At 68.0% G+C, this 21,008-nt stretch carries 22 protein-coding genes; 7 read left to right on the top strand and 15 right to left on the bottom strand.

The features are described from left to right. The first annotated feature begins 66 nt into the window (after positions 1-66). Complete coding sequence (locus FOB47_RS04705; protein WP_174780113.1) at positions 67-1,866, top strand: methyl-accepting chemotaxis protein; 1,800 nt, start codon at positions 67-69, stop codon at positions 1,864-1,866. Between the two features lie 109 nt (positions 1,867-1,975). Here the strand turns inward: FOB47_RS04705 and FOB47_RS04700 are convergent, their stop codons facing one another. The 4 genes from FOB47_RS04700 to FOB47_RS04685 all read right to left on the bottom strand — a co-directional run bounded on the left by FOB47_RS04700 (position 1,976) and on the right by FOB47_RS04685 (position 4,635). Further along, the gene (locus FOB47_RS04700; RefSeq protein WP_174780112.1) at positions 1,976-2,455 is read right to left on the bottom strand and encodes a carboxymuconolactone decarboxylase family protein; all 480 of its coding nucleotides are present in this window, start codon (positions 2,453-2,455) and stop codon (positions 1,976-1,978) included. Between the two features lie 104 nt (positions 2,456-2,559). Further along, positions 2,560-3,378 carry an RNA polymerase sigma-70 factor gene (locus tag FOB47_RS04695; RefSeq protein WP_232963125.1) on the bottom strand — a complete coding sequence of 273 codons (819 nt, stop codon included), beginning with the start codon at positions 3,376-3,378 and terminating at the stop codon, positions 2,560-2,562. Between the two features lie 265 nt (positions 3,379-3,643). After that, the gene (locus FOB47_RS04690) at positions 3,644-4,336 is read right to left on the bottom strand and encodes a putative glycolipid-binding domain-containing protein (protein WP_174780111.1); all 693 of its coding nucleotides are present in this window, start codon (positions 4,334-4,336) and stop codon (positions 3,644-3,646) included. A gap of 47 nt (positions 4,337-4,383) precedes the next feature. Then, the gene (locus FOB47_RS04685; RefSeq protein WP_174780110.1) at positions 4,384-4,635 is read right to left on the bottom strand and encodes a hypothetical protein; all 252 of its coding nucleotides are present in this window, start codon (positions 4,633-4,635) and stop codon (positions 4,384-4,386) included. Positions 4,636-5,123: 488 nt separating this feature from the next. Here FOB47_RS04685 and oxlT point away from each other — a divergent pair, with 488 nt between their 5' ends. After that, positions 5,124-6,449 carry an oxalate/formate MFS antiporter gene (gene oxlT / locus FOB47_RS04680; RefSeq protein WP_174780109.1) on the top strand — a complete coding sequence of 442 codons (1,326 nt, stop codon included), beginning with the start codon at positions 5,124-5,126 and terminating at the stop codon, positions 6,447-6,449. A 146-nt stretch (positions 6,450-6,595) separates the two neighbouring features. Beyond that, entirely contained in the window at positions 6,596-7,183 is a 588-nt protein-coding gene (locus FOB47_RS04675; RefSeq protein ID WP_174780883.1) for a LysE family translocator, read from the top strand. A 49-nt stretch (positions 7,184-7,232) separates the two neighbouring features. Here the strand turns inward: FOB47_RS04675 and FOB47_RS04670 are convergent, their stop codons facing one another. After that, positions 7,233-8,087 (bottom strand): AraC family transcriptional regulator, encoded by an 855-nt coding sequence (locus tag FOB47_RS04670; RefSeq protein WP_174780108.1) that lies wholly within the window; start codon positions 8,085-8,087, stop codon positions 7,233-7,235. Positions 8,088-8,135: 48 nt separating this feature from the next. Further along, entirely contained in the window at positions 8,136-9,059 is a 924-nt protein-coding gene (locus FOB47_RS04665; protein ID WP_174780107.1) for a LysR substrate-binding domain-containing protein, read from the bottom strand. A gap of 156 nt (positions 9,060-9,215) precedes the next feature. Between FOB47_RS04665 and FOB47_RS04660 the strand changes: the two genes are divergently transcribed. Both FOB47_RS04660 and FOB47_RS04655 read left to right on the top strand, forming a co-directional pair. Beyond that, positions 9,216-9,614, top strand: a complete 399-nt coding sequence (locus FOB47_RS04660) for a RidA family protein (protein ID WP_174780106.1) — start codon at positions 9,216-9,218, stop codon at positions 9,612-9,614. Further along, the gene (locus tag FOB47_RS04655) at positions 9,611-10,741 is read left to right on the top strand and encodes an NADH:flavin oxidoreductase (RefSeq protein WP_174780105.1); all 1,131 of its coding nucleotides are present in this window, start codon (positions 9,611-9,613) and stop codon (positions 10,739-10,741) included. Before FOB47_RS04660 ends, FOB47_RS04655 begins: the two co-directional genes overlap by 4 nt. Before the next feature lie 53 nt (positions 10,742-10,794). Here the strand turns inward: FOB47_RS04655 and FOB47_RS04650 are convergent, their stop codons facing one another. From FOB47_RS04650 to FOB47_RS04610, 9 genes are all read right to left on the bottom strand, one after another. Then, a complete protein-coding gene (locus tag FOB47_RS04650; protein ID WP_174780104.1) occupies positions 10,795-11,160 on the bottom strand; it encodes a TraR/DksA family transcriptional regulator in 366 nt (121 codons plus the stop codon). Between the two features lie 773 nt (positions 11,161-11,933). After that, positions 11,934-12,902, bottom strand: coding sequence for an aliphatic sulfonate ABC transporter substrate-binding protein (locus FOB47_RS04645; protein WP_174780103.1), 969 nt, complete (start codon positions 12,900-12,902; stop codon positions 11,934-11,936). Positions 12,903-12,919: 17 nt separating this feature from the next. Next, a complete protein-coding gene (locus tag FOB47_RS04640) occupies positions 12,920-13,138 on the bottom strand; it encodes a TOBE domain-containing protein (protein WP_006577405.1) in 219 nt (72 codons plus the stop codon). Positions 13,139-13,176: 38 nt separating this feature from the next. Further along, entirely contained in the window at positions 13,177-13,794 is a 618-nt protein-coding gene (ssuE, locus tag FOB47_RS04635; RefSeq protein WP_174780102.1) for an NADPH-dependent FMN reductase, read from the bottom strand. Beyond that, positions 13,794-14,690 carry an ATP-binding cassette domain-containing protein gene (locus tag FOB47_RS04630; RefSeq protein WP_174780101.1) on the bottom strand — a complete coding sequence of 299 codons (897 nt, stop codon included), beginning with the start codon at positions 14,688-14,690 and terminating at the stop codon, positions 13,794-13,796. The genes ssuE and FOB47_RS04630 overlap by 1 nt, the downstream gene beginning before the upstream one ends. A gap of 61 nt (positions 14,691-14,751) precedes the next feature. Then, entirely contained in the window at positions 14,752-15,612 is an 861-nt protein-coding gene (gene ssuC / locus FOB47_RS04625; RefSeq protein ID WP_174780100.1) for an aliphatic sulfonate ABC transporter permease SsuC, read from the bottom strand. A gap of 5 nt (positions 15,613-15,617) precedes the next feature. Next, positions 15,618-16,829 carry an FMNH2-dependent alkanesulfonate monooxygenase gene (ssuD, locus tag FOB47_RS04620; RefSeq protein ID WP_174780099.1) on the bottom strand — a complete coding sequence of 404 codons (1,212 nt, stop codon included), beginning with the start codon at positions 16,827-16,829 and terminating at the stop codon, positions 15,618-15,620. Continuing rightward, entirely contained in the window at positions 16,826-17,854 is a 1,029-nt protein-coding gene (locus FOB47_RS04615; protein WP_174780098.1) for a sulfonate ABC transporter substrate-binding protein, read from the bottom strand. Before FOB47_RS04615 ends, ssuD begins: the two co-directional genes overlap by 4 nt. Positions 17,855-18,138: 284 nt before the next feature. Next, positions 18,139-19,071, bottom strand: coding sequence for a LysR family transcriptional regulator (locus tag FOB47_RS04610; RefSeq protein WP_174780097.1), 933 nt, complete (start codon positions 19,069-19,071; stop codon positions 18,139-18,141). Positions 19,072-19,158: 87 nt separating this feature from the next. On the opposite strand from FOB47_RS04610, the gene FOB47_RS04605 reads away from it, so the two are divergent. Next, positions 19,159-19,854, top strand: coding sequence for an RraA family protein (locus tag FOB47_RS04605; protein WP_174780096.1), 696 nt, complete (start codon positions 19,159-19,161; stop codon positions 19,852-19,854). A 97-nt stretch (positions 19,855-19,951) separates the two neighbouring features. Further along, positions 19,952-20,983 carry a Bug family tripartite tricarboxylate transporter substrate binding protein gene (locus tag FOB47_RS04600; RefSeq protein ID WP_226994947.1) on the top strand — a complete coding sequence of 344 codons (1,032 nt, stop codon included), beginning with the start codon at positions 19,952-19,954 and terminating at the stop codon, positions 20,981-20,983. Positions 20,984-21,008 lie beyond the last annotated feature (25 nt).

The following is a 21,008-nucleotide window of genomic DNA, read 5'->3' as shown; positions in this document are numbered from 1 at the left end:
TGCTACCGCAGGCCTCGTCAATTGGCCGGCGCCACCCATGGCGGCCCTTTCCTGGAATTGCTTCGTATGTTCTCCTCCATCCGCTCGCGCATCGTCGCGCTGTGCGTGGCTATCGTCGTGGCCGCGCTGGCGGTCAACGCCGCCATCAACTATGTGGTTGCCGACTCCTACAACGACACGGCGATCGACGAATCGCTGACCGCGCTGCAGGCGGGCCATGCCGGCGCGATCGCCGACTGGGTCGACAGCCATGGCCGGATGATCGCCTCGCTGCGCGACGCGGTGCTGCAGGCCGATCCGTCGGCGGCGTTGAAGCAGGTCGCGGACGCCGGCGGCTTCGTCAACGTCTATGTCGGCTATGACGACAAGCGGGCGATGTTCTCGAACCCGGCCGGCATTCCGCCGGGCTACGATCCGACCGGCCGTCCGTGGTATCGGCAGGCAGCCGCCGCCGGCAAGCCGGTGGTGACGCCGCCCTATGTCGATGCCGGCAGCGGCAAGCTGGTGGTGGCCTTTGCCGCGCCGGTCATCGCCGACGGCGGCGTCAAGGCAGTGGTGTCGGGCGACGTGGCGATGGACCGCGTGATCGCCACCGTCAAGGCGATCCACCCGACGCCATCGAGCTTCGGCATGCTGGTGACCCAGTCCGGGCTGATCGTTGCGCATCCCGATGACAAGCTGACGCTCAAGCCTGTTGCCGATCTGGTGCCGGGCCTGGACGCCGTGCAACTGGCCGCGCTGCTCACGGCTGCCGCGCCGACCGAAGTGCAGGTCGGCGGCGCCGCCAAGCTGCTGCGTGCCCGCGCGATTCCGAACACCGACTGGCTCGCGGTGATCGCGCTGGACAAGACCGAAGCGACCGCCGGCATGCGCTCGGTGCTGATGGCCTCCGCGCTGACGCTGATCGTCATCGCGCTGGTCGCCGCCGCGTTGGCCGCCATGGCGACGGCGGCCTCGTTCCGCCGCCTGTCGCAGGTGCGCGACGTGATGGAGGCGATCGGCTCGGCCGATGGCGATCTGACGCGCCGCCTGCCTGCCGACGGCAAGGATGAGGTCGCGCAGATCGCGCGGGCGTTCAATACCTTCGTCGACAAGCTGTGCATCGTGATGCGCCAGATCCGCGACGCCAGCGACTCGGTGCGCCATGCGGCCGACGAGATCGCCGCCGGCAATCTGGATCTGTCGCAGCGCACCGAGTCCGCGGCGGCCAGCCTGCAGCAGACGGCCGCATCGATGGAGCAGATCACCGCCACCGTCGCGCAATCGGCAACCTCGGCCAGGCAGGCGGACGATTCCGCGGTCGCGGCTTCGCGGATCGCCTCCGAAGGCGGCGTGGTGATCGGCGAGGTCATCGGCACGATGGGCAAGATCGAGCAGGCCTCGGCCAAGGTCTCCGACATCATCGGCGTGATCGAGGGCATCGCCTTCCAGACCAATATCCTGGCGCTGAACGCGGCCGTGGAAGCGGCCCGCGCGGGAGATCAGGGCCGCGGCTTCGCGGTGGTCGCCGGCGAGGTCCGGGGGCTCGCCCAGCGCAGCGCACAAGCGGCCAAGGAGATCAAGACGCTGATCGAATCAACGGTCGGCGAGGTGGCGTCGGGCTCGGGCCAGGTGCGCAGGGCCGGCGAGACCATGACGGCGATCGTCGGCAATGTGGCGCAGGTCAGCACGGTGATTTCGGAAATCTCCAATGCCGCTATCGAGCAGACGCGCGGCATTCAGGAGGTCAACCAGGCGGTCGGCCAGCTCGACGAGATGGTGCAGCAGAACGCCGCGCTGGTCGAACAGTCGTCGGCGGCCGCATCGGCGCTGCAGGCGCAGGCGAACAAGCTGGCCGGCGCGGTGGGACTGTTCCGGCTGGCGTGAGGATGGTCGGGACGTTCCCGCGCACGCGGGAACCCAGTGTCTTTTGTAATCGCTGGGTCCCCGCCTGCGCGGGGACGACGGATCGGTTCGCCGTTGTGGCCGGCGACCGTTATTCCAACCCGGCCTTGTCCAGCCCGAACATCTTGTCCGCCGAACCCGGCACCGTGCGGAACGCCACGTTGGCCCGGTTCCAGCCGTTGATGCCCATCACCGCGAAGGTCAGGTCGGACAACTCCTTCTCCGACAGCTGCTCCCGCACGCGCGCGTAGACGTCGTCCGGCACGCCATGCGGCGGCAGCTGCGTCAGCGTCTCGGTCCATTCGAGCACCGCGCGCTCGCGCGGCGAGAACAGCGTCGATTCGCGCCAGATCGCGACATGGTAAAGGCGCAGTTCGCGCTCGCCGTGCAGCTTGGCTTCCTTGACGTGCATGTCGAGGCAGAACGCGCAGCCATTGAGCTGCGACGCGCGGATCGACACCAGATCGAGCAGCGATCGTTCGACGGCGCCGCCATCGATGGCCTGGCTGAAGTTCAGATAGGCCTTGAACAGTTCGGGCGATTGCTGGATGTAATTCAGGCGTTGGGTCATGGCTTTCTCCTGGTCCAAATGGGTGCGCACCGGGGGGAGCGCGGCGGTCATCACGGCGGTGGCCAGCGGCCACGCGCCTCTGAAATAAACGAACATGCAAGCGCTCAGCAGGCGCCGCGCGCAAGCGCGATGCGCAGCAACTTGTCGGGATTGCGCTGGGCGTGGATGCGGACGATGCGCTCGCCGTCGGTCTCGTAGCACTGCGCCGATTCCAGCTGGCCGTCGACAAAGCGCAGCAAGGCCCAGTCACCATTGAGCAGCGCCAGCTCGACGCTGACCGCCGTGCCGGGGCGCTGCGCGCTGACCGCGAACACCTTGGCGATGCGCCAGCCGCCGACCAGCGGCTTGGGAAAGCTCGGCACCTTGCCGCCGCCGTCGCCGATCAGCTCCGCGTCCTCGGCCAGCATCGACTGCAGTGCCGCCATGTCGCCGCGCTCCATCGCCTGGGCAAACCCCTGCAGCAGGCGCAGATGCGTCTCGCGCGGGACGGCGAAGCGCGGCCGCTCGTCGCGCAGCTGCACCTTCGCACGGCTGACCAGCTGGCGGCAGGCTGCCTCGCTCTTGCCGATCGCGCGGGCGACGTCCGCGTAGTCGGCGTCGAACACCTCGCGCAGCAGGAAGGCCGCGCGCGACTCGGGGGTCAGACGTTCCAGCAGCATCAGGAAGGCCACCGACAGATCGTCGGCCCGCTCGGTCAGCTGCTCCGGGGTGGCGGGCGACTCCGTCAGTTCGGGCTCCGGCAGCCAGATGCCGGCGTAGTGCTCGCGCTGGACCTTGGCCATGCGCAGCCGGTCGATCGACAGCCGCGTGGTGACGGTGACCAGCCAGGCCTCGGCGTTGTCGATGCTGCCGCGGTCGGCCTCATGCCAACGCAGCCAGGCGTCCTGCACCACATCCTCGGCTTCCGCGACCGTGCCGAGCATCCGATAGGCGATGCCGTGCAGGCGCGGCCGCAGCCGGGCGAACGTCAGCGTGGCGGGATCGGCCGGCGCGGCCGTGGCGGCCGGGTCGGGCCGGTCGCGGGTATCGGGTAGGCGGGTCATCGCGTTCCAGATCGTCAAAGGTCAAGGCCATGGCATCGTGGCGGGGCCGCGGCACGGCTGAGGTGCCGGCGTGGCACTGTAGCAGCCAGTCATACGCAAGACGTCTGGCGAGGTCCGTTTGTGACAGCGTTGCGCTGCCAAACGGTCAGGTACCGCTCCCGGCCAGCGCCCGCGCCGCCGGCATCCGGTCCCAATACGGGGGATAGCCGATGACGAGGCCCCCGGCATCGATGGTCAGCTCGGCGGTGAATGCCGAGTCCTGGCCGTGGTAGCCGCCCAGGCCGCTGGCGGCGCCCTGACGCTCTCCCGCCGGCCCGAGCGTCTCATAGCGAAAACGGCGGCAACCGTCCGTGTCCGTGGCCAGCAAGGTGTAGCGCTGCCGGACCGGCTCGACCCGCAGTTCGGGCAAGCGGACGTAGGCCATCGTGAAGACCTGGGCCACGCCCGGCTCCCAGGTGGCATGGCAGACCGGCAGCGTGTTGGTGATCGGCGTGGCCATGATGTCGATATAGGCGGCCCCGGCGAGGTCGTCGCGCGGGCCCTGCCCATCGGTCCACTGCCTGCCGTCCCAGGCCAGCTGCAGCGCCCGCGTGTCGCCCTGGTACACGGTGCGGGCATCGAGCCGGACAAAGCGCCAGTCCGCCTCGCATTCGAGCCGATAGGCCAGTTCCAGCGGCCCGTCGTCCCACTGCGCCTGCATCCGCCCTTCGACCCGTACGCGATCCTGGGTACGGATCACCGCGGCCACATCGAGGCCGGTGCGCGTCAGCCAGGACCACGCGACCAGTTGCGGATCGGCCGGTTGCCGATTGCCGGTCGGGGATGTCGATGGATTCATGATCGCCCTCCTTTGCGCAGACAGGCTCCGGCAGGCGCGGTCTGCTGTCAAAGGCCGCCTGCCCTCGCCATGGAGAGCGTCAATCTACCGCGATACCGGCAAGCCGGCGATGCGCAATCGGCATCGCCGGCGGTTATGGATCGATTCGGTACAGCCATGCCGATAATGAACCTGAATATCGCCGGCAAAATATCCGGAAAACCAGCCAAACCAGGCCAATAATCTTCCGGCTCGCTCTCGAAGCGGTATCCGATATTGCACGGCGTCATCACGCCTGCCGCCTTGCCGGCCATTTTCAAAGGGCAATCATTTTATTTTCCATAATCATTCTTCATGCACCTGAAGCGGCGCAGCATAGTGATTTCAGGAATGAATCCCTGCTGGTGAAAACCCTGCCATCCCTTTCACTTGACTTAATTGATATATCACATACCTTGTAACCCATCGCCACACCCAATGCGAGCGGGGCGATGTCCGTGATGGCAACCGGCACCCCAACAGAGGGACAGCAACGGCAAGGAGGAATGCATGGAAAACGATTCGACCGGGTCGTCCATCGCCGCCAGATCAGTTTAAGCAAGCCCGCTTCGCCCCATCCTTCAGTTCCGATCGCGCCTGCCGCCGCCGGCAGCGCAATAGCGCAGGGTTTTTTGTTTCAGGAGCGGATGTGTAACGGACATAGAAGCCAACGATACAGGAGACATTGAAATGCTAGCGACGATATCCCAGCCGAGGTGCGGCACCGCACATTCGGACAGGCAGGATCAAACGATTGAAGGAGTGCGCCATGAATAATTCGTCGACGGCGGCATTCCGCCCCAATCCGCAGGTCTCCGAAAAGACGCGCTGGACGCAGCTTATCGTTGGCGTCATCTGCATGGTCGCCACCGCCAACATCCAATATGCCTGGACGCTGTTCGTCCCGGAAATCCAGGAAACCTTCGGCTGGTCGCGCGCCAATATCCAGATCGCCTTCACGGTCTTTGTGCTGGTGCAGACCTGGCTGGCGCCGATCGAGGGCTATTTCATCGACAAGTTCGGGCCCCGGATGATGGTGGCGTTCGGCGCCCTGCTGATGGGCAGTTCGTGGGTCATCAATTCGCAGGCCACCACGCTGATGGGCTTCTACGTCGGCGCCGCGGTCGGCGGGCTTGGCGTCGGTTCGATCTACGCGACCTGCATCAACAACGCGATCAAGTGGTTCCCCGACCGCCGCGGTCTTGCGGTCGGCCTGACCGCCGGCGGTTACGGCGCCGGCTCGGCCGCGACGATCCTGCCGATCGCGGCGATGATCGAGTCCTCGGGCTTCCAGCACACCTTCCTGTTCTTCGGTGTGCTGCAAGGCACGCTGGCGTTCGCGGCCGCCTGGTTCCTGCGCTCGCCGAAGCCAACCGAGGTCAAGGCATCGAACAAGCTGGCGCAGGCCACGCGCGACTACACCTTGAAGGAAGCGCTTTGCACCAGGCTGTTCTGGCTGATGCTGGTGATGTTCGTGCTGGTCGTCACCGGCGGCATGATGGCCGTGGCGCAGCTGGGCGTCATCGCCAAGGACCTCGGCGTCAAGGACTTCCAGGTCGACCTGCACTTCTTCGTGATGGCCGCCCTGCCGCTGGCACTGATGCTCGACCGCGTGATGAACGGGATCTCGCGTCCGCTGTTCGGCTGGATCTCCGACCATATCGGCCGCGAGAAAACCATGGTGATCGCCTTCTCGCTGGAGGGGATGGGGATCATCGCGCTGGGGTACTTCGGCCACAACCCGTATGCCTTCCTGATCCTGTCCGGCGTCGTGTTCCTGGCCTGGGGCGAGGTCTACTCGCTGTTCTCCGCGCTGGCCGGGGACGCCTTCGGCACCAAGCACATCGGCAAGATCTACGGCGTGCTCTATACCGCCAAGGGCATCGGAGCGCTGTTCGTGCCGATCGGCAACCTGATCATGGAGGCAACCGGTACCTGGTCTACCGTGCTGTACACGGTGGCCACCATGGATCTGATCGCGGCCTTCCTGGCGCTGATGGTGCTGCGGCCGGTGCTGGCGGGGCATGTGGCGACATCCAGACGGCTGTTCTCGAAGGAGGAGGCGGCGGCAGCCGGCACGCAGGTACCCGCCTGATCGATCTCCACCCCGGCACACGCCGGAACTGATGCGGGCTTCTTCGGAAGCCCGTTTTTTTGCCGAAGCAGTTTTGTTCAATACAGCGGCCCATGGCCGCTTCTAGCATGCGCCATCGTCCAATCCGGAGCGCAACGATGGCCTCTCTGCCCCTGCTGCTGTCCATGGCCGCCTTTGCCCTGGTCTCCTCGATCACGCCCGGGCCGGTCAATATCGTGGCGCTCAGCGCCGGGGCGCAGCACGGCCTGCGCGCGAGCCTGCGTCATGTCACCGGCGCGACCGTCGGTTTTTCCGTGCTGCTGCTGTTGGTCGGCCTGGGCATGCATCGACTGCTGACGCAGTGGCCCGCGCTGACGACGGCGATCCGCTGGGGTGGCATCGCCTTCCTGCTGTTCATGGCGTGGAAACTGGCTACCGACGAGGGAGCGATCGAGGCAAGCGGCGGCGGCAAGGGGCCGTCGTTCCTGTACGGCGCCGCGATGCAATGGCTCAATCCCAAGGCCTGGCTGGCGTCGGTGGCCGGCATCGGCGTCTACGCGGCCGATGGCGCCGGCGTACAGGTGTGGCGCTTCGCGGCGATCTATTTCGTGGTCTGCTATCTGTCGATCGCCTGCTGGGCCTATGCCGGGGCGTTCCTGCGCGGTTATCTGCGCGATGCGCGCCGCGTGCGCCTCTTCAATCGCTCTATGGCGCTGCTGCTGGTCGCCAGCGCCCTGTTCCTGGTGGAGCATTAAGGCCCGGCTTGGGGCCCGACTTCGGGTCCGACCTGCAGCACACCGGTACTCAGCGCATCCGCTGATACTGCGCCGGCGTGGCGGCCACCATCCGCTTGAACACCCGTTGCAGGTGGGCCTGATCGGCGAATCCCGCTTCCAGCGCGACATCGGAAATCGCGCGGCCCCGCTTGAGCTGGCTGCGGCTGTACTGCACGCGCCGATTGACCAGATAGGCGTGCGGCGTCAGCCCATAGTGCTGCTTGAAGGCGCGGATCAGATGCGATTCGGACAGTTGCGCAGTGGCGCAGATATCGCCAAGCCGCAGCGGCCGGGCGAAATTGGCGTCGATGAATTCGGCGGCGCGGCGCAGGCGATATTCCGGCCATTGGCGATGCGCTCCGTTTTCGCCGGTATCGAAAGACCGCGGCCTCGGCGCGGGAAGAAGACGCCGATGCACCGCCGAGAAAAAAACGATCGCGGCCTCCTCCTTGCGCATCGGCTCGATGTCCTCGTCGGTCAGCAAGGCATGGAAGCGGCCCAGGGCGCGATGCAGCGCGGCATCGTCGCTGACCCACGTCGAGAAGGCCTGGAAGTCGCAGTTGCGGTCAAAGCCCAGATCGTGCTGCAGCGAACCCAGCCAGCCGGCGTCGACATGCAGCATCCGATACGACCATGGCGCATCGTCGAGCGGATTGCACGCGTGCACCTCTTCGGGATTCATCAGCACCACGGCTCCGGCACCGACTTCGGCGCGCATGCGGCCACCGACGTAGATGCTGCGCCCGCCGGTCACCGCACCGATCGAGAAGGTCTCGTGCGAATGCGCGCCGTAGTGGATGCGGCGGCCGTCCTCGATCCAACGCGCCTCGATAAACGACAGGGAAGGATCGCGCCAGAACACCGGCGTCGCTGTACTCGTCATCGTCGGTTGCCCGTTTGTCAGGAGTGCTCAGATTGCATGCGCGCCATTCTAGCCGGGCGTCAAGGCCGTTTCCGGCGGTACGGCGCCAAACTCGGCGTGAACCCAGTCGCGCACCAGCCGAGTGGCTGGCCGTTCTGCCGCGCGCGGGCTGTAGACCAGGTCGTAGCGAAAGCTCTGCAGCGACAAATCGAACGGCTGCACCAGCACGCCGGAGGCCAGTTCTTCGGCGACCAGCGTCAGGCTCAGCAAGCCAACGCCCTGCCCCGCGATGGTGGCCTGGATCGCGTGGATCTCGTCGGTGAAGGTGAGGCCCGCGGAGGCATCGATTTCGCCGGCGCCATCGCCCGCCCGTTCGAGCCAATGCCGCCACACCGCGGCGCGCGGGTCCTGCCGCACGCCGGCGCCCCATTCGAAATGAATCAGCTCGGCGTGACGCAGGTCGGCCAGCGACGACAGCTTCAGATGCGGACTGCAGACCGGCGCAAAACGGTCCTGGAACAGCGGCTCGACCGTCAGGCCGGGATAGTGGCCGCCGCCATAGCGGATCGCCACGTCGGCATCGCCGTCGAGATCCACGACAGCGTTGGACGCATCGAGCCGCAGCGTCCAGTCGGGATACGCGGCGCGGAACGACCCCGCGCGCGGCGCCAGCCGCTTGGCGACAAAGGCGACCGTCGACGACAGCGTGGCGATATTGGCCGCGCGCTGCCGCTGCACCGCCGCCACCGCGCGCTCGAAGCCGTCGAGCCCATCGCGGATCGCCGGAAACAGCAGCCGCCCGCTCGCGGTCAGATCGACCTTGCGGGTTTCGCGCTCGAACAACCTGACGCCGAGCCATTCCTCCAGCAGACGGATCTGGTGGCTGATCGCGGTCGCGGTCACGTTCAATTCGTCGGCCGCGCGCTTGAAGCTCAGGCGCCTGGCGGCTGCCTCGAAGGCGCGCAGCGCGCTCAGGGGAGGCAGGCGTCTCATGGCAGCCTCATGCATGAATTCATCTCATCCATACGTTGAGAATTGACCATTTGTCGGTGCTGGGTGAGATCACGATACTGGGGACGTTCTCCGCAGCGGCCATGTCCAGCGCCGGCTGACGGATGAAATTCCCTCAACTTTATCCTGGAGTTCGCCATGCTGCTCGAACAAGTCCGCACCCACCCCGATCCGTACGCGCCTTTCCTGCTGTCGCAGGGCATCCGCGTCGGCAATCTGGTCTTCATCTCGGGACAGGCCGCCATCGGCGACGACGGCAATATCGTCGGCCGCGGTGACTTCGACAAGCAGGCCGAGCAGGCCTTCCGCAATCTGCAGCGCGCGCTCGAAGCCGCCGGCTCGAGCCTGGACCGCGTCGCCAAGGTCACGATCTTCCTGAAGTCGATGGACAACTTCGGCAAGATCGTCGAGCTGCGCCGCAAGTGGTTCTCGGCGCCCTACCCGGCCGATACCATCGTCGAGATCTCGAGCCTGTATTCGCCGGACGCCCTGATCGAGATCGAGGCCATCGCGGTGGCCGAAGGAGAGCCGGCATGAACGCCGACGTACGACCGACGCTGTTCGATCCGCTCGACATTCGAAACATCGCGCTGCGCAACCGGCTCGTCGTTGCGCCGATGACGCGCATCAGTGCGACGCCCGAGGGCGTACCGACGCCGACGATGGCCGATTACTACGCGGGTTTCGCGCGCGGCGGCTTCGGCCTGATCGTCACCGAAGGCACCTACACCGATCGCGCCTATGCACAGGGCTATGCGGGGCAGCCGGGCCTGACCGATCTCGGGCAGGCGCGCGCCTGGCGCGCGGTCACCGATGCCGTGCACGATGCCGGCGGCCGCATCTTCGTGCAGCTGATGCATGCGGGCGCGCTGTCGCAGGGCAACCGCTTCCGCGACGAGACGGTCGGCCCATCGAGCATCACGCCCAGGGGCATGCAGATGGCCGTCTATCGCGGCAACGGAGCCTATCGCACGCCGCGCGCGATCGAGCCGCACGAGATCGACGCGGCGATCGCGGGGTTTGCCGAAGCGGCCCGGCTCGCCCGCGATGTCGCCGGCTTCGATGGCATCGAGATCCACGGCGCCAACGGCTATCTGCTCGACCAGTTCCTGACCGACTACACCAATCGCCGTGACGATGCCTGGGGCGGTGCCATCGGCCAACGCGTCCGGCTCGCCGAGCAGACCGCGCGGGCTGTCCGTGCCGCGGTCGGCGACGCCTTTCCTGTCGGCGTGCGCATTTCGCAAGGCAAGGTCAATGACTTCACGCACAAGTGGGCCGAGGGAGCCGAGGGCGCGGCGATCGTGTTCGGCACGCTGGCCGCGACGGGCATCGACTTCCTGCACGTGACGGAGTTCGAGGCCTGGCAGCCTGCCTTCCCCGGCGACACGCGCACGCTGGTCCAGCATGCGCGGCTTGCCGCGCCGCATCTGACCGTGATCGCCAACGGCAGCCTGCACGATCCGGCGCGAGCGCAAGACGCGCTGGCCGATGGCGCCGACCTGGTCGCGCTGGGCCGCGGCGCGCTGGCCAATCCCGATTGGCCGATGCGTGTGGCGAAAGGCGTCGCACCGCGTGCCTTCGACCCCGCGCTGCTGTCGCCGTTGGGCGAGATCAAGCCGGTGGAACTGCGGATGCGCGAAGCGCTGCCGCTGGTGGCGTGAACGGCCGCATGGGCCCGGCCCTCCCGCGCATCGCGGGAGGGTCCATCAATGTGCTACGTGGCGAACGTCCGTTCCCGTCGTGCCTGACAGGGCGCACAGCGCGTCGCTGTCGGATTGGCCAGCAGGCGCTCGTACGGGATCTCGACCCCGCAGTCTTCGCAGACGCCGTAATCGCCGGACGCGAGGCGCTCGCGCGCCTGTGCAATGTCATCGAGCTCGCCACGGTAGTGCTGCTGCAGCGCGGCGCGGTCGAGCTCCTCGTTGACGCCCTCGGCGGTGTCGGCCAGGTCCTGCGGCTCCCGTAGCGGGTTGGTCGGGGGACGGTCGCGCCCCTGCTGATAGAGCGGATCGAGCTCGCGTTCGCGCCGGTCCAGGCACTCCCCGAGCGCCGCGATCTGTTCGCTGTTCAGATGTGTCATGTCGGCCTCCATCACGCCGGTCATCTCGGCAGTTGCCGAGGCGGCGCCATACGTTGATCGACATCCCCGTTCGCTGGCCGTTCCCCAAGCGCCGACATCCCGCTACTGCATGCCCGGCGGCGCCTGCGGCGCGTGCACCGACACCCAGTTGCCGTTCTCGTACTTCTTCCAGTTGTCGCCGGCGTCGCGCGCGTACAGCCCATCCTCCAGGATCATCAGCCGGGTCGGATGCGGTGCAACCGGCGGCGGGCCGGCCGTTTGGCCAACAGGGTCGCGACGCCGGGCGAAATCGGGACAGATCCAGGAAGGGGCGGCCTGTCACGCGATTACGTGAAGCGTCAAGCCGCGTGAAGCCCCGCGAGGCCGCAATGCGGACGCGAGCGCGCCGCTTCGTCGCAGGTCATCCGAAGCCAGCGTCTTGCCGGAGAAGTCCGCACGCGACCACAAGGACAGGTCGCGGACAAAGGCGGCATCGGCATGCATTGCGATGCGCGCTCGTGAACGACGACGGGGACCTCTTCGGCCCCGTTATCGTTCGGGTCTGTGTTGGCCAGCGCGGATCATTCCTGCCGCGCATGGCCACGGGAGGATTGCGAATGGGCTGAAAAAAGGCAGGACAACTGTCCTGCGTGCGCGCCTGCAATGGCGCCGCTGCGGCGGCGTAAACCCGGTTCGCCGCAACGTAGAACGAGGTTAGTACACGGGTTGATCGAATGCCAAGGCTTCAATCGGTGCCGATGTGCCGGCGCCGAGCGGCGCTGCGCAAACGCCGTTCAGGCCTGCCGCCGCCAGACCGGCGAGGCGCTTACCACCACCTTGCGCGGAATGATCTGCTGCGCGTGGAAGGCATCGGCGATGCGCTGCTGCTCGTCCAGCGCCGGCGTGTCCACCGCCTGCAACTGGTAGCTGCGGCGCCGGTTCGCGATCTGCACGGTAGCCGCGTCGAGTCCGATCAACGGTGCATGCCATTCGGCCGCGGCGGCCGGATTGGCCTTGACCCACTCTCCCGCCTGCGCGAGCGCATCGAACACGGTGGCCAGCACATCGGCGCGCCGGCGTGCGAAGTCGCTGGCCGCCAGATAGAAGCGCCGATAGCTGGCCAGGCCGGTGCCGTCGGCCAGCACGCGCGCCTGCGCCTGGCGCTGCGCGGCCGCGAGGAACGGGTCCCAGATGACCCAGGCCGACACGTTGCCGCGCTCGAACGCGGCGCGCGCATCGGCCGGCGTCAGATACGCCGGTTCGATATCGCGCATCGACAGCCCATTGCGGGCCAGCGCCTCCAGCAGCAGGTAGTGCGCGCCGGCGCCCTTGGCGAAGGCGACCTTGTGGCCCTTCAATTGCGCGATGGACGTCAGCGATGAGTCGCGCGGCACCACGATCGCCTGCGCCGTCGGCGACGGTGTCTCGATCGCGTAGTAGGTCAGCCTGGCGCCGGCGGCGAGCGCGAACGGCGGCACCGCGTCGGCGACATCGGCACTGAGGTCCAGCCCGCCGACATTGAGCGCCTCGAGCAGAGGCAGGCCTGAGGTGAATTCGTGCCAGGACACCGAGACGCCCTGGGGGGCCAGCGCCTTCTCCAGCGTGCCGCGCGACTTCAGCAGGATCATCAGCGTCGACGACTTCTGGTAGCCGATCCGCACCGTCTCCGGCTTGCCGCCCGCTTGCCCGCGTGCCGCGCCGGCCAGCGTCCATGCCGCGATGCCGGCGCCGGCCTGCAGCAGCTGCCGCCGCTTCTGTTGCATATCGCTGTCCCCTCGCGTCATAGCGTGGCGATCGACACTTCGGTCGACTTGACCAGCGCGATCACTTCCTTGCCGACCGCGAGCTCGAGCTCCTTGACCGAGCGGGTCGTGATGACCGAGGTCACCACCAGCCCGCCGGCGGTTTCGACATCGATCTCGGACACCACCGGTCCCTCGATGATTTCGCGGATCCTGCCGCGGAACTGGTTGCGCACGTTGATGGCATGAATCGTCATGACAGGTTCCTCGATGAAATTGCCGAATGCCTGGAATATCAGACCGACCAGCGCACGCGCTCGGCGGGCCACGGTGCGCTGTTTGCGGAAGCCGTTGCGGCACGGGCCAGTTCGGCCTCGCGCTGCTGCAGTTCGCGCGCCCGCGCGGCGACACGCTGCACCGAGCGGTCGAGCCGTTCGACGATATCGCCGGTCGCGGTGTAGCCGCCCTCTGGGCGCGATGGCAGCTGCTGGTCGGTCGCGTAGATGCCGTCGAGGATGTCCCGGGCGCCGAGTGCCGACAGCACCGGCTTGAGCGCATAGTCGAGCGCCAGCAGATGCGCGGGACTGCCGCCGGTGGCCAGCGGCAGCACGGTCTTGTCGCGCAGGCCGTCCTGCGGCAGCAGATCGAGGAAGGCCTTCAGCACGCCGCTGTACGAGGCCTTGTAGATCGGCGTGGCGACGATCACCAGCTGCGATTCACCGACCGCGCGCACCGCCTCCTGCAGGCGGGCGTCGCCGAAATCGGCCTGCGTCAGTGCCTGCGCCGGCAGGTCGCGCGGCCGGATCGAGCGGCAGGAGGACGTGAAGGCGTCCAGCCGCGACAGCGCGAGCTCCAGCAGGTAGGCCGAACGGGAAGGGGTGGAAGGACTGCCGAGTATGCCGACGATATTCATCAGAGCGTTGCCAATGCGCGGGTCCGCGCGTCGTTGTCAGGGGATTCGGTGGCGGGCTGCCGCAGCACCCGCCGCAGCACGCGCTCCTCGAGCGCGGCGAATGCAGGCGAGCCGTGGCTGCGCGGGCGCGGCAGCGGCACGCGCTCGTCGAAGGCGATGCTGTGGCCCTCGATCAGCACCACGCGGTCGGCCAGCGCAACGGCCTCGGCCACATCGTGCGTGACAAGCAGCGCGGTGAAGCCGTGCGCCAGCCACAGGCGCTCGATCAATTGCTGCATCTCGATGCGGGTCAGCGCATCGAGCGCGCCCAGCGGCTCGTCCAGCAAAAGCAGGCGAGGCCGATGCACCAGCGCGCGGGCCAGCGCCACGCGCTGGCGCTGGCCGCCGGACAGGACCGCCGGCCAATCGTTGGCGCGCTCGGCCAGCCCGACCTGCGCCAGCGCTTCGCGCGCGCGTTCGCGGCCTTCCCGCCCCGGCAGGCCCAGTGCGATGTTGTCGAGCACGCGCTTCCACGGCAGCAGCCGCGCATCCTGGAACATGATGCGGGTGCCGTCGTCATGGCCGTCCTGGGGCCGGCCATCGAGCGCGATGCGACCAGCGCCGGGGCGCTCGAGTCCGGCGACCAGACGCAGCAGCGTGCTCTTGCCGCACCCGCTGCGGCCCACGATCGCGACGAATTCTCCCGGCGCGATGCGCAGATCGATCTGCTGCAGCACGGCGCGGTCGCCGTAGGCCTTGTGCAGGCCGCCGATCGCGACCTCGGTGCCGTGCGGACGGGCGGGACGGTCGCTACGGCCGGGCCTGTCGCCGGCGGTCCGCAATGCGGCGGGCGGGCCTGGCTCGCCGGCCTCACGGCCCCCGCGCCGCAGCGGCAAGTGTTGTTGCGTGGCATGCATCAGTTCTGCTCCAGCAGGAAGTCGTTCGTGTTGCTCGCGCGCGGTCGGCCCGTCGGCGGGCTCAGGCGCCGGGGCTCTGGTAGCCGGGATGCCAGCGCAGCCACCAGCGCTCCAGTCCTTTGGCCAGCAGGTCGGCCAGCTTGCCCAGTAACGCGTAGAGCAGGATGCCGACCAGCACCACGTCGGTCTGCAGGAACTCGCGCGCGTTCATCGTCAGGTAGCCGATGCCGGCCTGCGCGGAAATCGTCTCGGCGACGATCAGCAGCACCCACATCAGGCCCAGCGAGAAGCGCAGCCCGACCAGGATCGAGGGCAGCGCACCCGGCAGGATCACCTGCCAGTACAGCGCCCAGCCGGACAACCCGTAGCTGCGCGCCATCTCGATCAGGCCCTTGTCGACCGAGCGGATGCCATGGAAGGTGTTCAGATAGATCGGGAAGAACACGCCGACCGCCACCAGGAACAGCTTGGCGGCCTCGTCGATGCCGAACCACAGGATCACCAGCGGGATCAGCGCCAGCGCCGGGATATTGCGCACCATCTGCAGGCTCGAGTCGAGCAGCGTCTCGGCAGTCCGGAAGGTACCGTTCAGCAGCCCGAGCAACAGGCCGAGTCCGCCGCCGATTGCCAGCCCGGCCAGCGCACGCCACGCGCTGACGGCGGTGTGCTGCCACAGCTCGCCGGACAGCGCCAGCGTGCGGAACGCGGCCACGACCGCCAGCGGCTCGGGCAGGACGCGGCTCGACAGCCAGCCGCTGCGCGAGGCCAACTCCCACAGCAGCAGGATCAGCGCCGGCACCAGCCACGGCAAGCCGCGCCGCAGCGCGGATGCCGCCCAACCCTTGGGCAGCAGCGCGCGCGCCGGCGCGCCCGCATGGAAGTCGGCCGCCAGCGCGGCACCGCTTTTCGATGAATTCGACATGGCGTTCAGCTCGCGGACAGATTGGCGCCCTGCGTGCCCCCCTTCGTGGCCGCCTGCGCGGCGCTCGAAGGCACGAAGGTATTGGCGACGATCTCGCCGAACGGTCCGGTCAGCACGCGCTCGGCGGCCTCCCGATGGGCCAGCGGCAGCAGCGGAAACACCAGTTCGGCGAAGCGGTGCGCTTCTTCCAGATGCGGGTAGCCGGACAGGATGAAATACTCCAGCCCGAGCTGCGCGTATTGCTCGATGCGAGCGGCCACCTGCTCGGGATTGCCGACCAGCGCGGTACCGGCACCGCCTCGCACCAGCCCCACGCCGGCCCACAGGTTTGGCGCGATCTCCAGGCCCTGGCGGACGTCGTGCTTGTTGAAGCGGCCGCCATGCAGCTGCGCCATGCGCCGCTGCCCGACCGAATCCATCGCGGCGAACTTGCGCTGGGCCGCGGCGACGATCTCCTCATCCAGATGCGACACCAGTTCGCTCGCCGCACGCCACGCCTCGTCCTCGGTCTCGCGCACGATCACGTGCAGGCGGATGCCGAAACGCAGCTGGCGGCCGACCGCGTCGGCGCGTGCCCGCACGTCGGCGATCTTCTGCGCCACCGCCTCGGGCGGCTCGCCCCAGGTCAGATAGGTATCGACTTGCTCGGCGGCAAGATCGTGCGCCTCGGGCGACGAGCCGCCGAAGAACAGCGGCGGATAGGGCCGGCTGATCGGCGGATACAGCGCCTTCGCGCCCTCGACGCGCAGATGTTCGCCGGCAAAGTCGAAGGCCTCGCCATCATGGCTGCGCGCCAGGATCTCGCGCCAGATCGTCAGGAATTCGCGCGACAGCGCATAGCGGTCGCGATGCGACAGGAACAGGCCGTCACCCTCCAGCTCTTCCGGATCGCCGCCGGTGACCAGATTGACCAGCAGCCGCCCGCCCGACAAGCGGTCCAGCGTCGCGGCCATGCGCGCGGTCTGCGAGGGCTGCATCAGGCCTGGACGCAGCGCCACCAGAAACTTGAGCCGCCGCGTGGCATCGATCAGGCTCGAGGCCAGGATCCACGAGTCCTCGCAGGAGCGGCCCGTCGGCAGCAGCACGCCCTCGTAGCCGAGGCTGTCGGCGGCGATCGCCACCTGCTTGAAGTAGTCGAAGGTCGCGGCGCGCGCGCCCCGGGCGGTGCCCAGGTAGCGCGAATCGCCATGCGTGGGCAGGAACCACAGGACTTTCATCGGGCATCTCCGGCGTTCGGCGCACGCTGTGCGACGGCGTCTCGCTTTGCGGGCAGCGCGTCGGCGATGCGGATCGGCTTTGGGATCAGCTTCAGCGCGTGGAAGGTATCGGCGATCTGCTGCTGTTGCGCGGCCACGGCCGGGGTCAGCGGCGCCACACCGAATTCGCTGCGGTTCAGCGTGCGTTCGACGACGTCGACGTCGAGCCCTTGCTGCGGGGCGATCAGCGCCGCCGCGGCACGGGTATCGGCCTTCAGGCGCTGGCCCTCTCGCAACAGCTGATCGAACAGCGCCTCGACGATCTGCGGCTTCTGCGTGGCAAAGCGCCGGGCGGCGAGGTAATAGGCGTAGTTGTTGACCAGGCCGCGGCCATCGGCCAGCACACGCGCGCCGATTTGCTTTTCCGCGGCGGCCAGGAACGGGTCCCAGATGACCCAGGCATCGACGGCGCCGCGCTCGAAGGCTGCTCGCGCGTCCGCCGGCGCCAGATACACCGGCTGGATATCGCTAATCTTCAGGCCGGCCTTCTCCAGCGCCTTGACCAGCAGGTAATGGACGTTCGACCCCTTGTTCAGCGCGACCTTGCTGCCCTTCAGATCGGCCACCGAGCGCAGCGGCGAATCGCGGCGCACGACGATGGCCTCGGACCCGGGCGCGGCGGGATCGAAGCCGATATAGACGAAGTCGGCGCCGGCCGCCTGCGCGAAGATCGGCGGCGCTTCGCCGACGAAGCCGACATCGACGGCACCGACGTTCAAGCCCTCGAGCAATTGCGGGCCGGCCGGAAACTCCACCCATTTGACGGCGGTGCCCAGCGGTGCCAGCCGCCGCTCGAGCGACTGCTGCGATTTGAGCAGCACCAGCAGGCTGGCAGACTTCTGATAGCCGATGCGCAACGTGTCGGTGGCCGGTTGCGCCAGCGCGGCGCCCGAGGACGCCACGGCGGCGTACGCGATGGCGAGCGCCACCAGGCCGCGAAGGGTGCGCAGCCGGCGCAGCCCTTGATTCAGGAGCGAAAGCGTCATGGCTTGATGGATCGGGGATCGGAACAGCCCCGACGATAGCGCGACGGGCCGCCATGACAAACGAAGCGTTTCGGATTTCGATACGCGGCCAGCGCATGTGCGACACCGCGGTACCGGCCGCTGGAATCACGACCTTGGCCTGGCCCGATACGCCGTCCTGCCGATATGGCAGGCCGATGACGTCGCGCAGGCCCCATGGCGACCTCCTGCCGGCGACGGCCCGCACGAGGGAACCGCAGGCGGGACGAATCCTCATGTCAGGTCATGGCAGGCGGCATGGCCCGCTATGCCGCAGGACCCCTCCGTCGCGGTACGCGCCTGTGGGCGCCGCCCCTGCCCTCCTTCAGCGCGGCGACGAAGGCCTGCACCGCCGGCGGCGAGCGATCGGCGCGCGTGATCGCGACCACCGTTGCATCGGTGTCGAGATCGGCGATCGGTACGAAGGCGACGTCGGGCCGGTTGGCCTCGCCGACCGAGGCGCCGACCAGCGTAAAGCCCAGTCCGGCGGCGACCAGCCCGAGCGCGGTATGGATCTCGATCGCCTCATGGCCGGCGCTCGGATCGCAACCGGCGCTGCGCAGCGCCGCCACCATCAGGTCCGCGAATCCGCTCTGCGGATCCTTCGGATACCGGATCAGCGCCATCGCGCCAAGCTCGGCCGCGCGCAACGACTTGCGCCGCGCCAGCGGCGACGTCGCCGGCAGCGCCGCCACGAAGGGCTCTTCGAACAGGATCGTGTAGTCGAGGTCAGCCGGCCGCTCGAACTCCCCGATATAGCGCGAGATGCCCACGTCGATGCGCCCGCGCCGCAGCAGCGCGCCCTGATGCTCGGACAGCTGCTCGACCAGGTCCAGATGGACGTCGGGAAAGCGCTTGCGAAAACGGCGGACCGCCGCGGGCAGGATCGAGAAGATCGCCGAGCGCGTAAAGCCGATGCCGAGCCAGCCGAGATTGCCGGCGGCAACCGCACGCGCCTCCTCGTCGAGCCGCCGCATCTGCGACAGCAGGTCCTTGGCGCGCGGATAGAGGAAGCGTCCGGTCGCGGTCAGCGACATGGGCCGCGTCGAGCGATCGAACACTGGCGCGCCGAGCTGGTCCTCGAGCTGCGCGATCTGCATGCTGATCGCCGTCGGTGCCACGAACAGGCGGTTGGCGGTCTCGACGGCGCTGCCGGCGTCGACCACGGCACAGAAATAGCTCAACTGTCTCAAGTTCATTTTTTATGAATCCGAGTCCAATAATCGATGTTTGATCCGGCTCGCACTTTACTTGAAACTGCGCTTCGAGCTTACGAGGACATCGACATGGATGCTATGCAATGCGCAGATGGGCACGGAGACGAGCGGAAGGAGGGCTGGCTGCAGGCCGTACGCGAGCTCTCCACCGCCGAGGTTTCCGACGCCCTGGACTATTTCCGCCTGCCCGGCAGCGCGCTGGGCATCCAGCCGATCGCCGGCGCGCCGGCGCTGTTCGGCCCGGCCTTCACCGTCAGCTTCGTGCCGGTGGACGTGGCCTGCCCCGGCACCGTCGGCGATTTTCTTGACGACATCCCGGCGGGCGCGGTGGCCGTGCTCGACAACGGCGGCCGGCTCGACTGCACCGTCTGGGGCGGCATCATGAGCCGGCTGGCGGCACACCGCGGCGTCGCCGGCACCGTGATCCACGGCGTCTGCCGGGACACCGCGCAGGCCGATGCCGCCGGCTATCCGCTCTATGCCCGCGGCCGCTTCATGCGCACCGGAAAGGATCGCGTGCAGGTCTCGGCGGTCGGGCAGCCCGTCAGCCTCGGCGACGTGCGCGTGGTACCGGGCGACTACATCCTGGCCGATGCCGACGGCGTGGTCGTCATTCCGCGATCGCAGGCGCAGCGCGTGATCGAGCGCGCGCTGCGGACGCGCGATGTCGAGCAGCGCATTGTCGATGCGGCGCTGGCCGGCATGGCGCTGGGCGAGGCTCGCCGGCAGTTCGGCTACCACGTGCTGCAGCGCGCCGGCCATTAGCCGTTGCCAAAGCCTGTCCGCAGCCATTCACCGCTGCCGGCCTCGGCTTCATCGACAGACGACGGACCACGTCGCACCACATGCATCAGGAGACAGCATGACCATCGAACCCACACCCGCGCACCGCCTTCCACGCCACCTTCCGCGCCGATACCGCACCGTGCTGCTGGCCGCCGGCGCGATCGCGGGCTTCGGCCTGATCGCCACGGCCGCCCGCGCCGCGGCCCCCGAGCCCTACCCGTGCGCGACCTTGCGGATCGTGTCGCCGTATCCGCCGGGCGGCACCACCGACATTCTCGCGCGCATCGTGTCGCCCGGGCTGTCGAAGCAGCTCGGCATTCCGGTGATCGTCGACAACCGCGGCGGGGCCAGCAGCAATATCGGCACGGAGTTCGTCGCGCGCGCCAAGGGCGATGGCTGCACCGCGCTGCTGGGCAACAACACCGGGATCGTGATCAACCGCAATCTGTACCAGCTCAAACTCGATCCCACCCGCGCGCTGGCTCCGGTCGGCGAGATTGCGTCGGTGCCGCTGGTGCTGTACGTCAACAGTGCGCTGCCGGTCAACTCGGTAGCGCAGCTGGTTGCGCTCGCCAAGGCCGCGCCCGGCAAATACAGCTACGCGTCGGGCGGCAGCGGCAGCCCGCAGCATCTGGCCGGCGAAATGCTCAAGCTCGAACGCCAGCTCGATATCGTCCATATCCCCTATCGCGGACAAGGGCCGGCGCTCAGCGACGTGATTGCCGGCCAGGTGCCGATCGCCTTCGAGACCACCACCGCGATCGCCCCGCAACTGAAATCCGGACGGCTGCGCCCGCTGGCGACCACCGGTGCGAAACGCGCCCGCACGCTGCCCGATCTGCCGACGATGCAGGAAGCCGGCTTTCCCGGCTTCGTGATCGAGAACTGGTACGGGCTGTTCGTGCCGGCCGACACACCGGCGCCGCTGGTGCAACGACTGAACGCCGCGCTGAACGCGGTGCTGGGCCAGCCCGATATCGCCGGCCGGCTGTCGGACATGGGCTCGGCCGACGTGCGCGGCACCACCGCGCAGTTCCGCGCCTTCATCGCCAAGGAAATGCCCTACTGGGAATCGCTGGTCAAGCGCTCCGGCGCCACCGTCGACTGAACCGTAACCCTGCCTTCATCCCTGT

The sequence above is a fragment of the Cupriavidus gilardii genome, from assembly GCF_013347325.1.
GTDB classification, from domain to species: Bacteria; Pseudomonadota; Gammaproteobacteria; order Burkholderiales; family Burkholderiaceae; genus Cupriavidus; species Cupriavidus gilardii.
The sequence above is the reverse complement of the archived record's forward strand: the minus strand, read 5'-3'. Positions and strand labels throughout refer to the sequence as shown.

What these genes read in the sequence shown, in the direction of transcription:
- FOB47_RS04705 (WP_174780113.1), top strand. Translation starts at nt 67, where the DNA reads ATGTTCTCCTCCATCCGCTCGCGCATCGTCGCGCTGTGCGTGGCTATC.
- FOB47_RS04700 (WP_174780112.1), bottom strand. Translation starts at nt 2,455, where the DNA reads ATGACCCAACGCCTGAATTACATCCAGCAATCGCCCGAACTGTTCAAG.
- FOB47_RS04695 (WP_232963125.1), bottom strand. Translation starts at nt 3,378, where the DNA reads ATGCTCGGCACGGTCGCGGAAGCCGAGGATGTGGTGCAGGACGCCTGG.
- FOB47_RS04690 (WP_174780111.1), bottom strand. Translation starts at nt 4,336, where the DNA reads ATGAATCCATCGACATCCCCGACCGGCAATCGGCAACCGGCCGATCCG.
- oxlT (WP_174780109.1), top strand. Translation starts at nt 5,124, where the DNA reads ATGAATAATTCGTCGACGGCGGCATTCCGCCCCAATCCGCAGGTCTCC.
- FOB47_RS04670 (WP_174780108.1), bottom strand. Translation starts at nt 8,087, where the DNA reads ATGACGAGTACAGCGACGCCGGTGTTCTGGCGCGATCCTTCCCTGTCG.
- FOB47_RS04665 (WP_174780107.1), bottom strand. Translation starts at nt 9,059, where the DNA reads ATGAGACGCCTGCCTCCCCTGAGCGCGCTGCGCGCCTTCGAGGCAGCC.
- FOB47_RS04660 (WP_174780106.1), top strand. Translation starts at nt 9,216, where the DNA reads ATGCTGCTCGAACAAGTCCGCACCCACCCCGATCCGTACGCGCCTTTC.
- FOB47_RS04655 (WP_174780105.1), top strand. Translation starts at nt 9,611, where the DNA reads ATGAACGCCGACGTACGACCGACGCTGTTCGATCCGCTCGACATTCGA.
- FOB47_RS04650 (WP_174780104.1), bottom strand. Translation starts at nt 11,160, where the DNA reads ATGACACATCTGAACAGCGAACAGATCGCGGCGCTCGGGGAGTGCCTG.
- FOB47_RS04645 (WP_174780103.1), bottom strand. Translation starts at nt 12,902, where the DNA reads ATGCAACAGAAGCGGCGGCAGCTGCTGCAGGCCGGCGCCGGCATCGCG.
- FOB47_RS04640 (WP_006577405.1), bottom strand. Translation starts at nt 13,138, where the DNA reads ATGACGATTCATGCCATCAACGTGCGCAACCAGTTCCGCGGCAGGATC.
- ssuE (WP_174780102.1), bottom strand. Translation starts at nt 13,794, where the DNA reads ATGAATATCGTCGGCATACTCGGCAGTCCTTCCACCCCTTCCCGTTCG.
- FOB47_RS04630 (WP_174780101.1), bottom strand. Translation starts at nt 14,690, where the DNA reads ATGCATGCCACGCAACAACACTTGCCGCTGCGGCGCGGGGGCCGTGAG.
- ssuC (WP_174780100.1), bottom strand. Translation starts at nt 15,612, where the DNA reads ATGTCGAATTCATCGAAAAGCGGTGCCGCGCTGGCGGCCGACTTCCAT.
- ssuD (WP_174780099.1), bottom strand. Translation starts at nt 16,829, where the DNA reads ATGAAAGTCCTGTGGTTCCTGCCCACGCATGGCGATTCGCGCTACCTG.
- FOB47_RS04615 (WP_174780098.1), bottom strand. Translation starts at nt 17,854, where the DNA reads ATGACGCTTTCGCTCCTGAATCAAGGGCTGCGCCGGCTGCGCACCCTT.
- FOB47_RS04610 (WP_174780097.1), bottom strand. Translation starts at nt 19,071, where the DNA reads ATGAACTTGAGACAGTTGAGCTATTTCTGTGCCGTGGTCGACGCCGGC.
- FOB47_RS04605 (WP_174780096.1), top strand. Translation starts at nt 19,159, where the DNA reads ATGGATGCTATGCAATGCGCAGATGGGCACGGAGACGAGCGGAAGGAG.
- FOB47_RS04600 (WP_226994947.1), top strand. Translation starts at nt 19,952, where the DNA reads ATGACCATCGAACCCACACCCGCGCACCGCCTTCCACGCCACCTTCCG.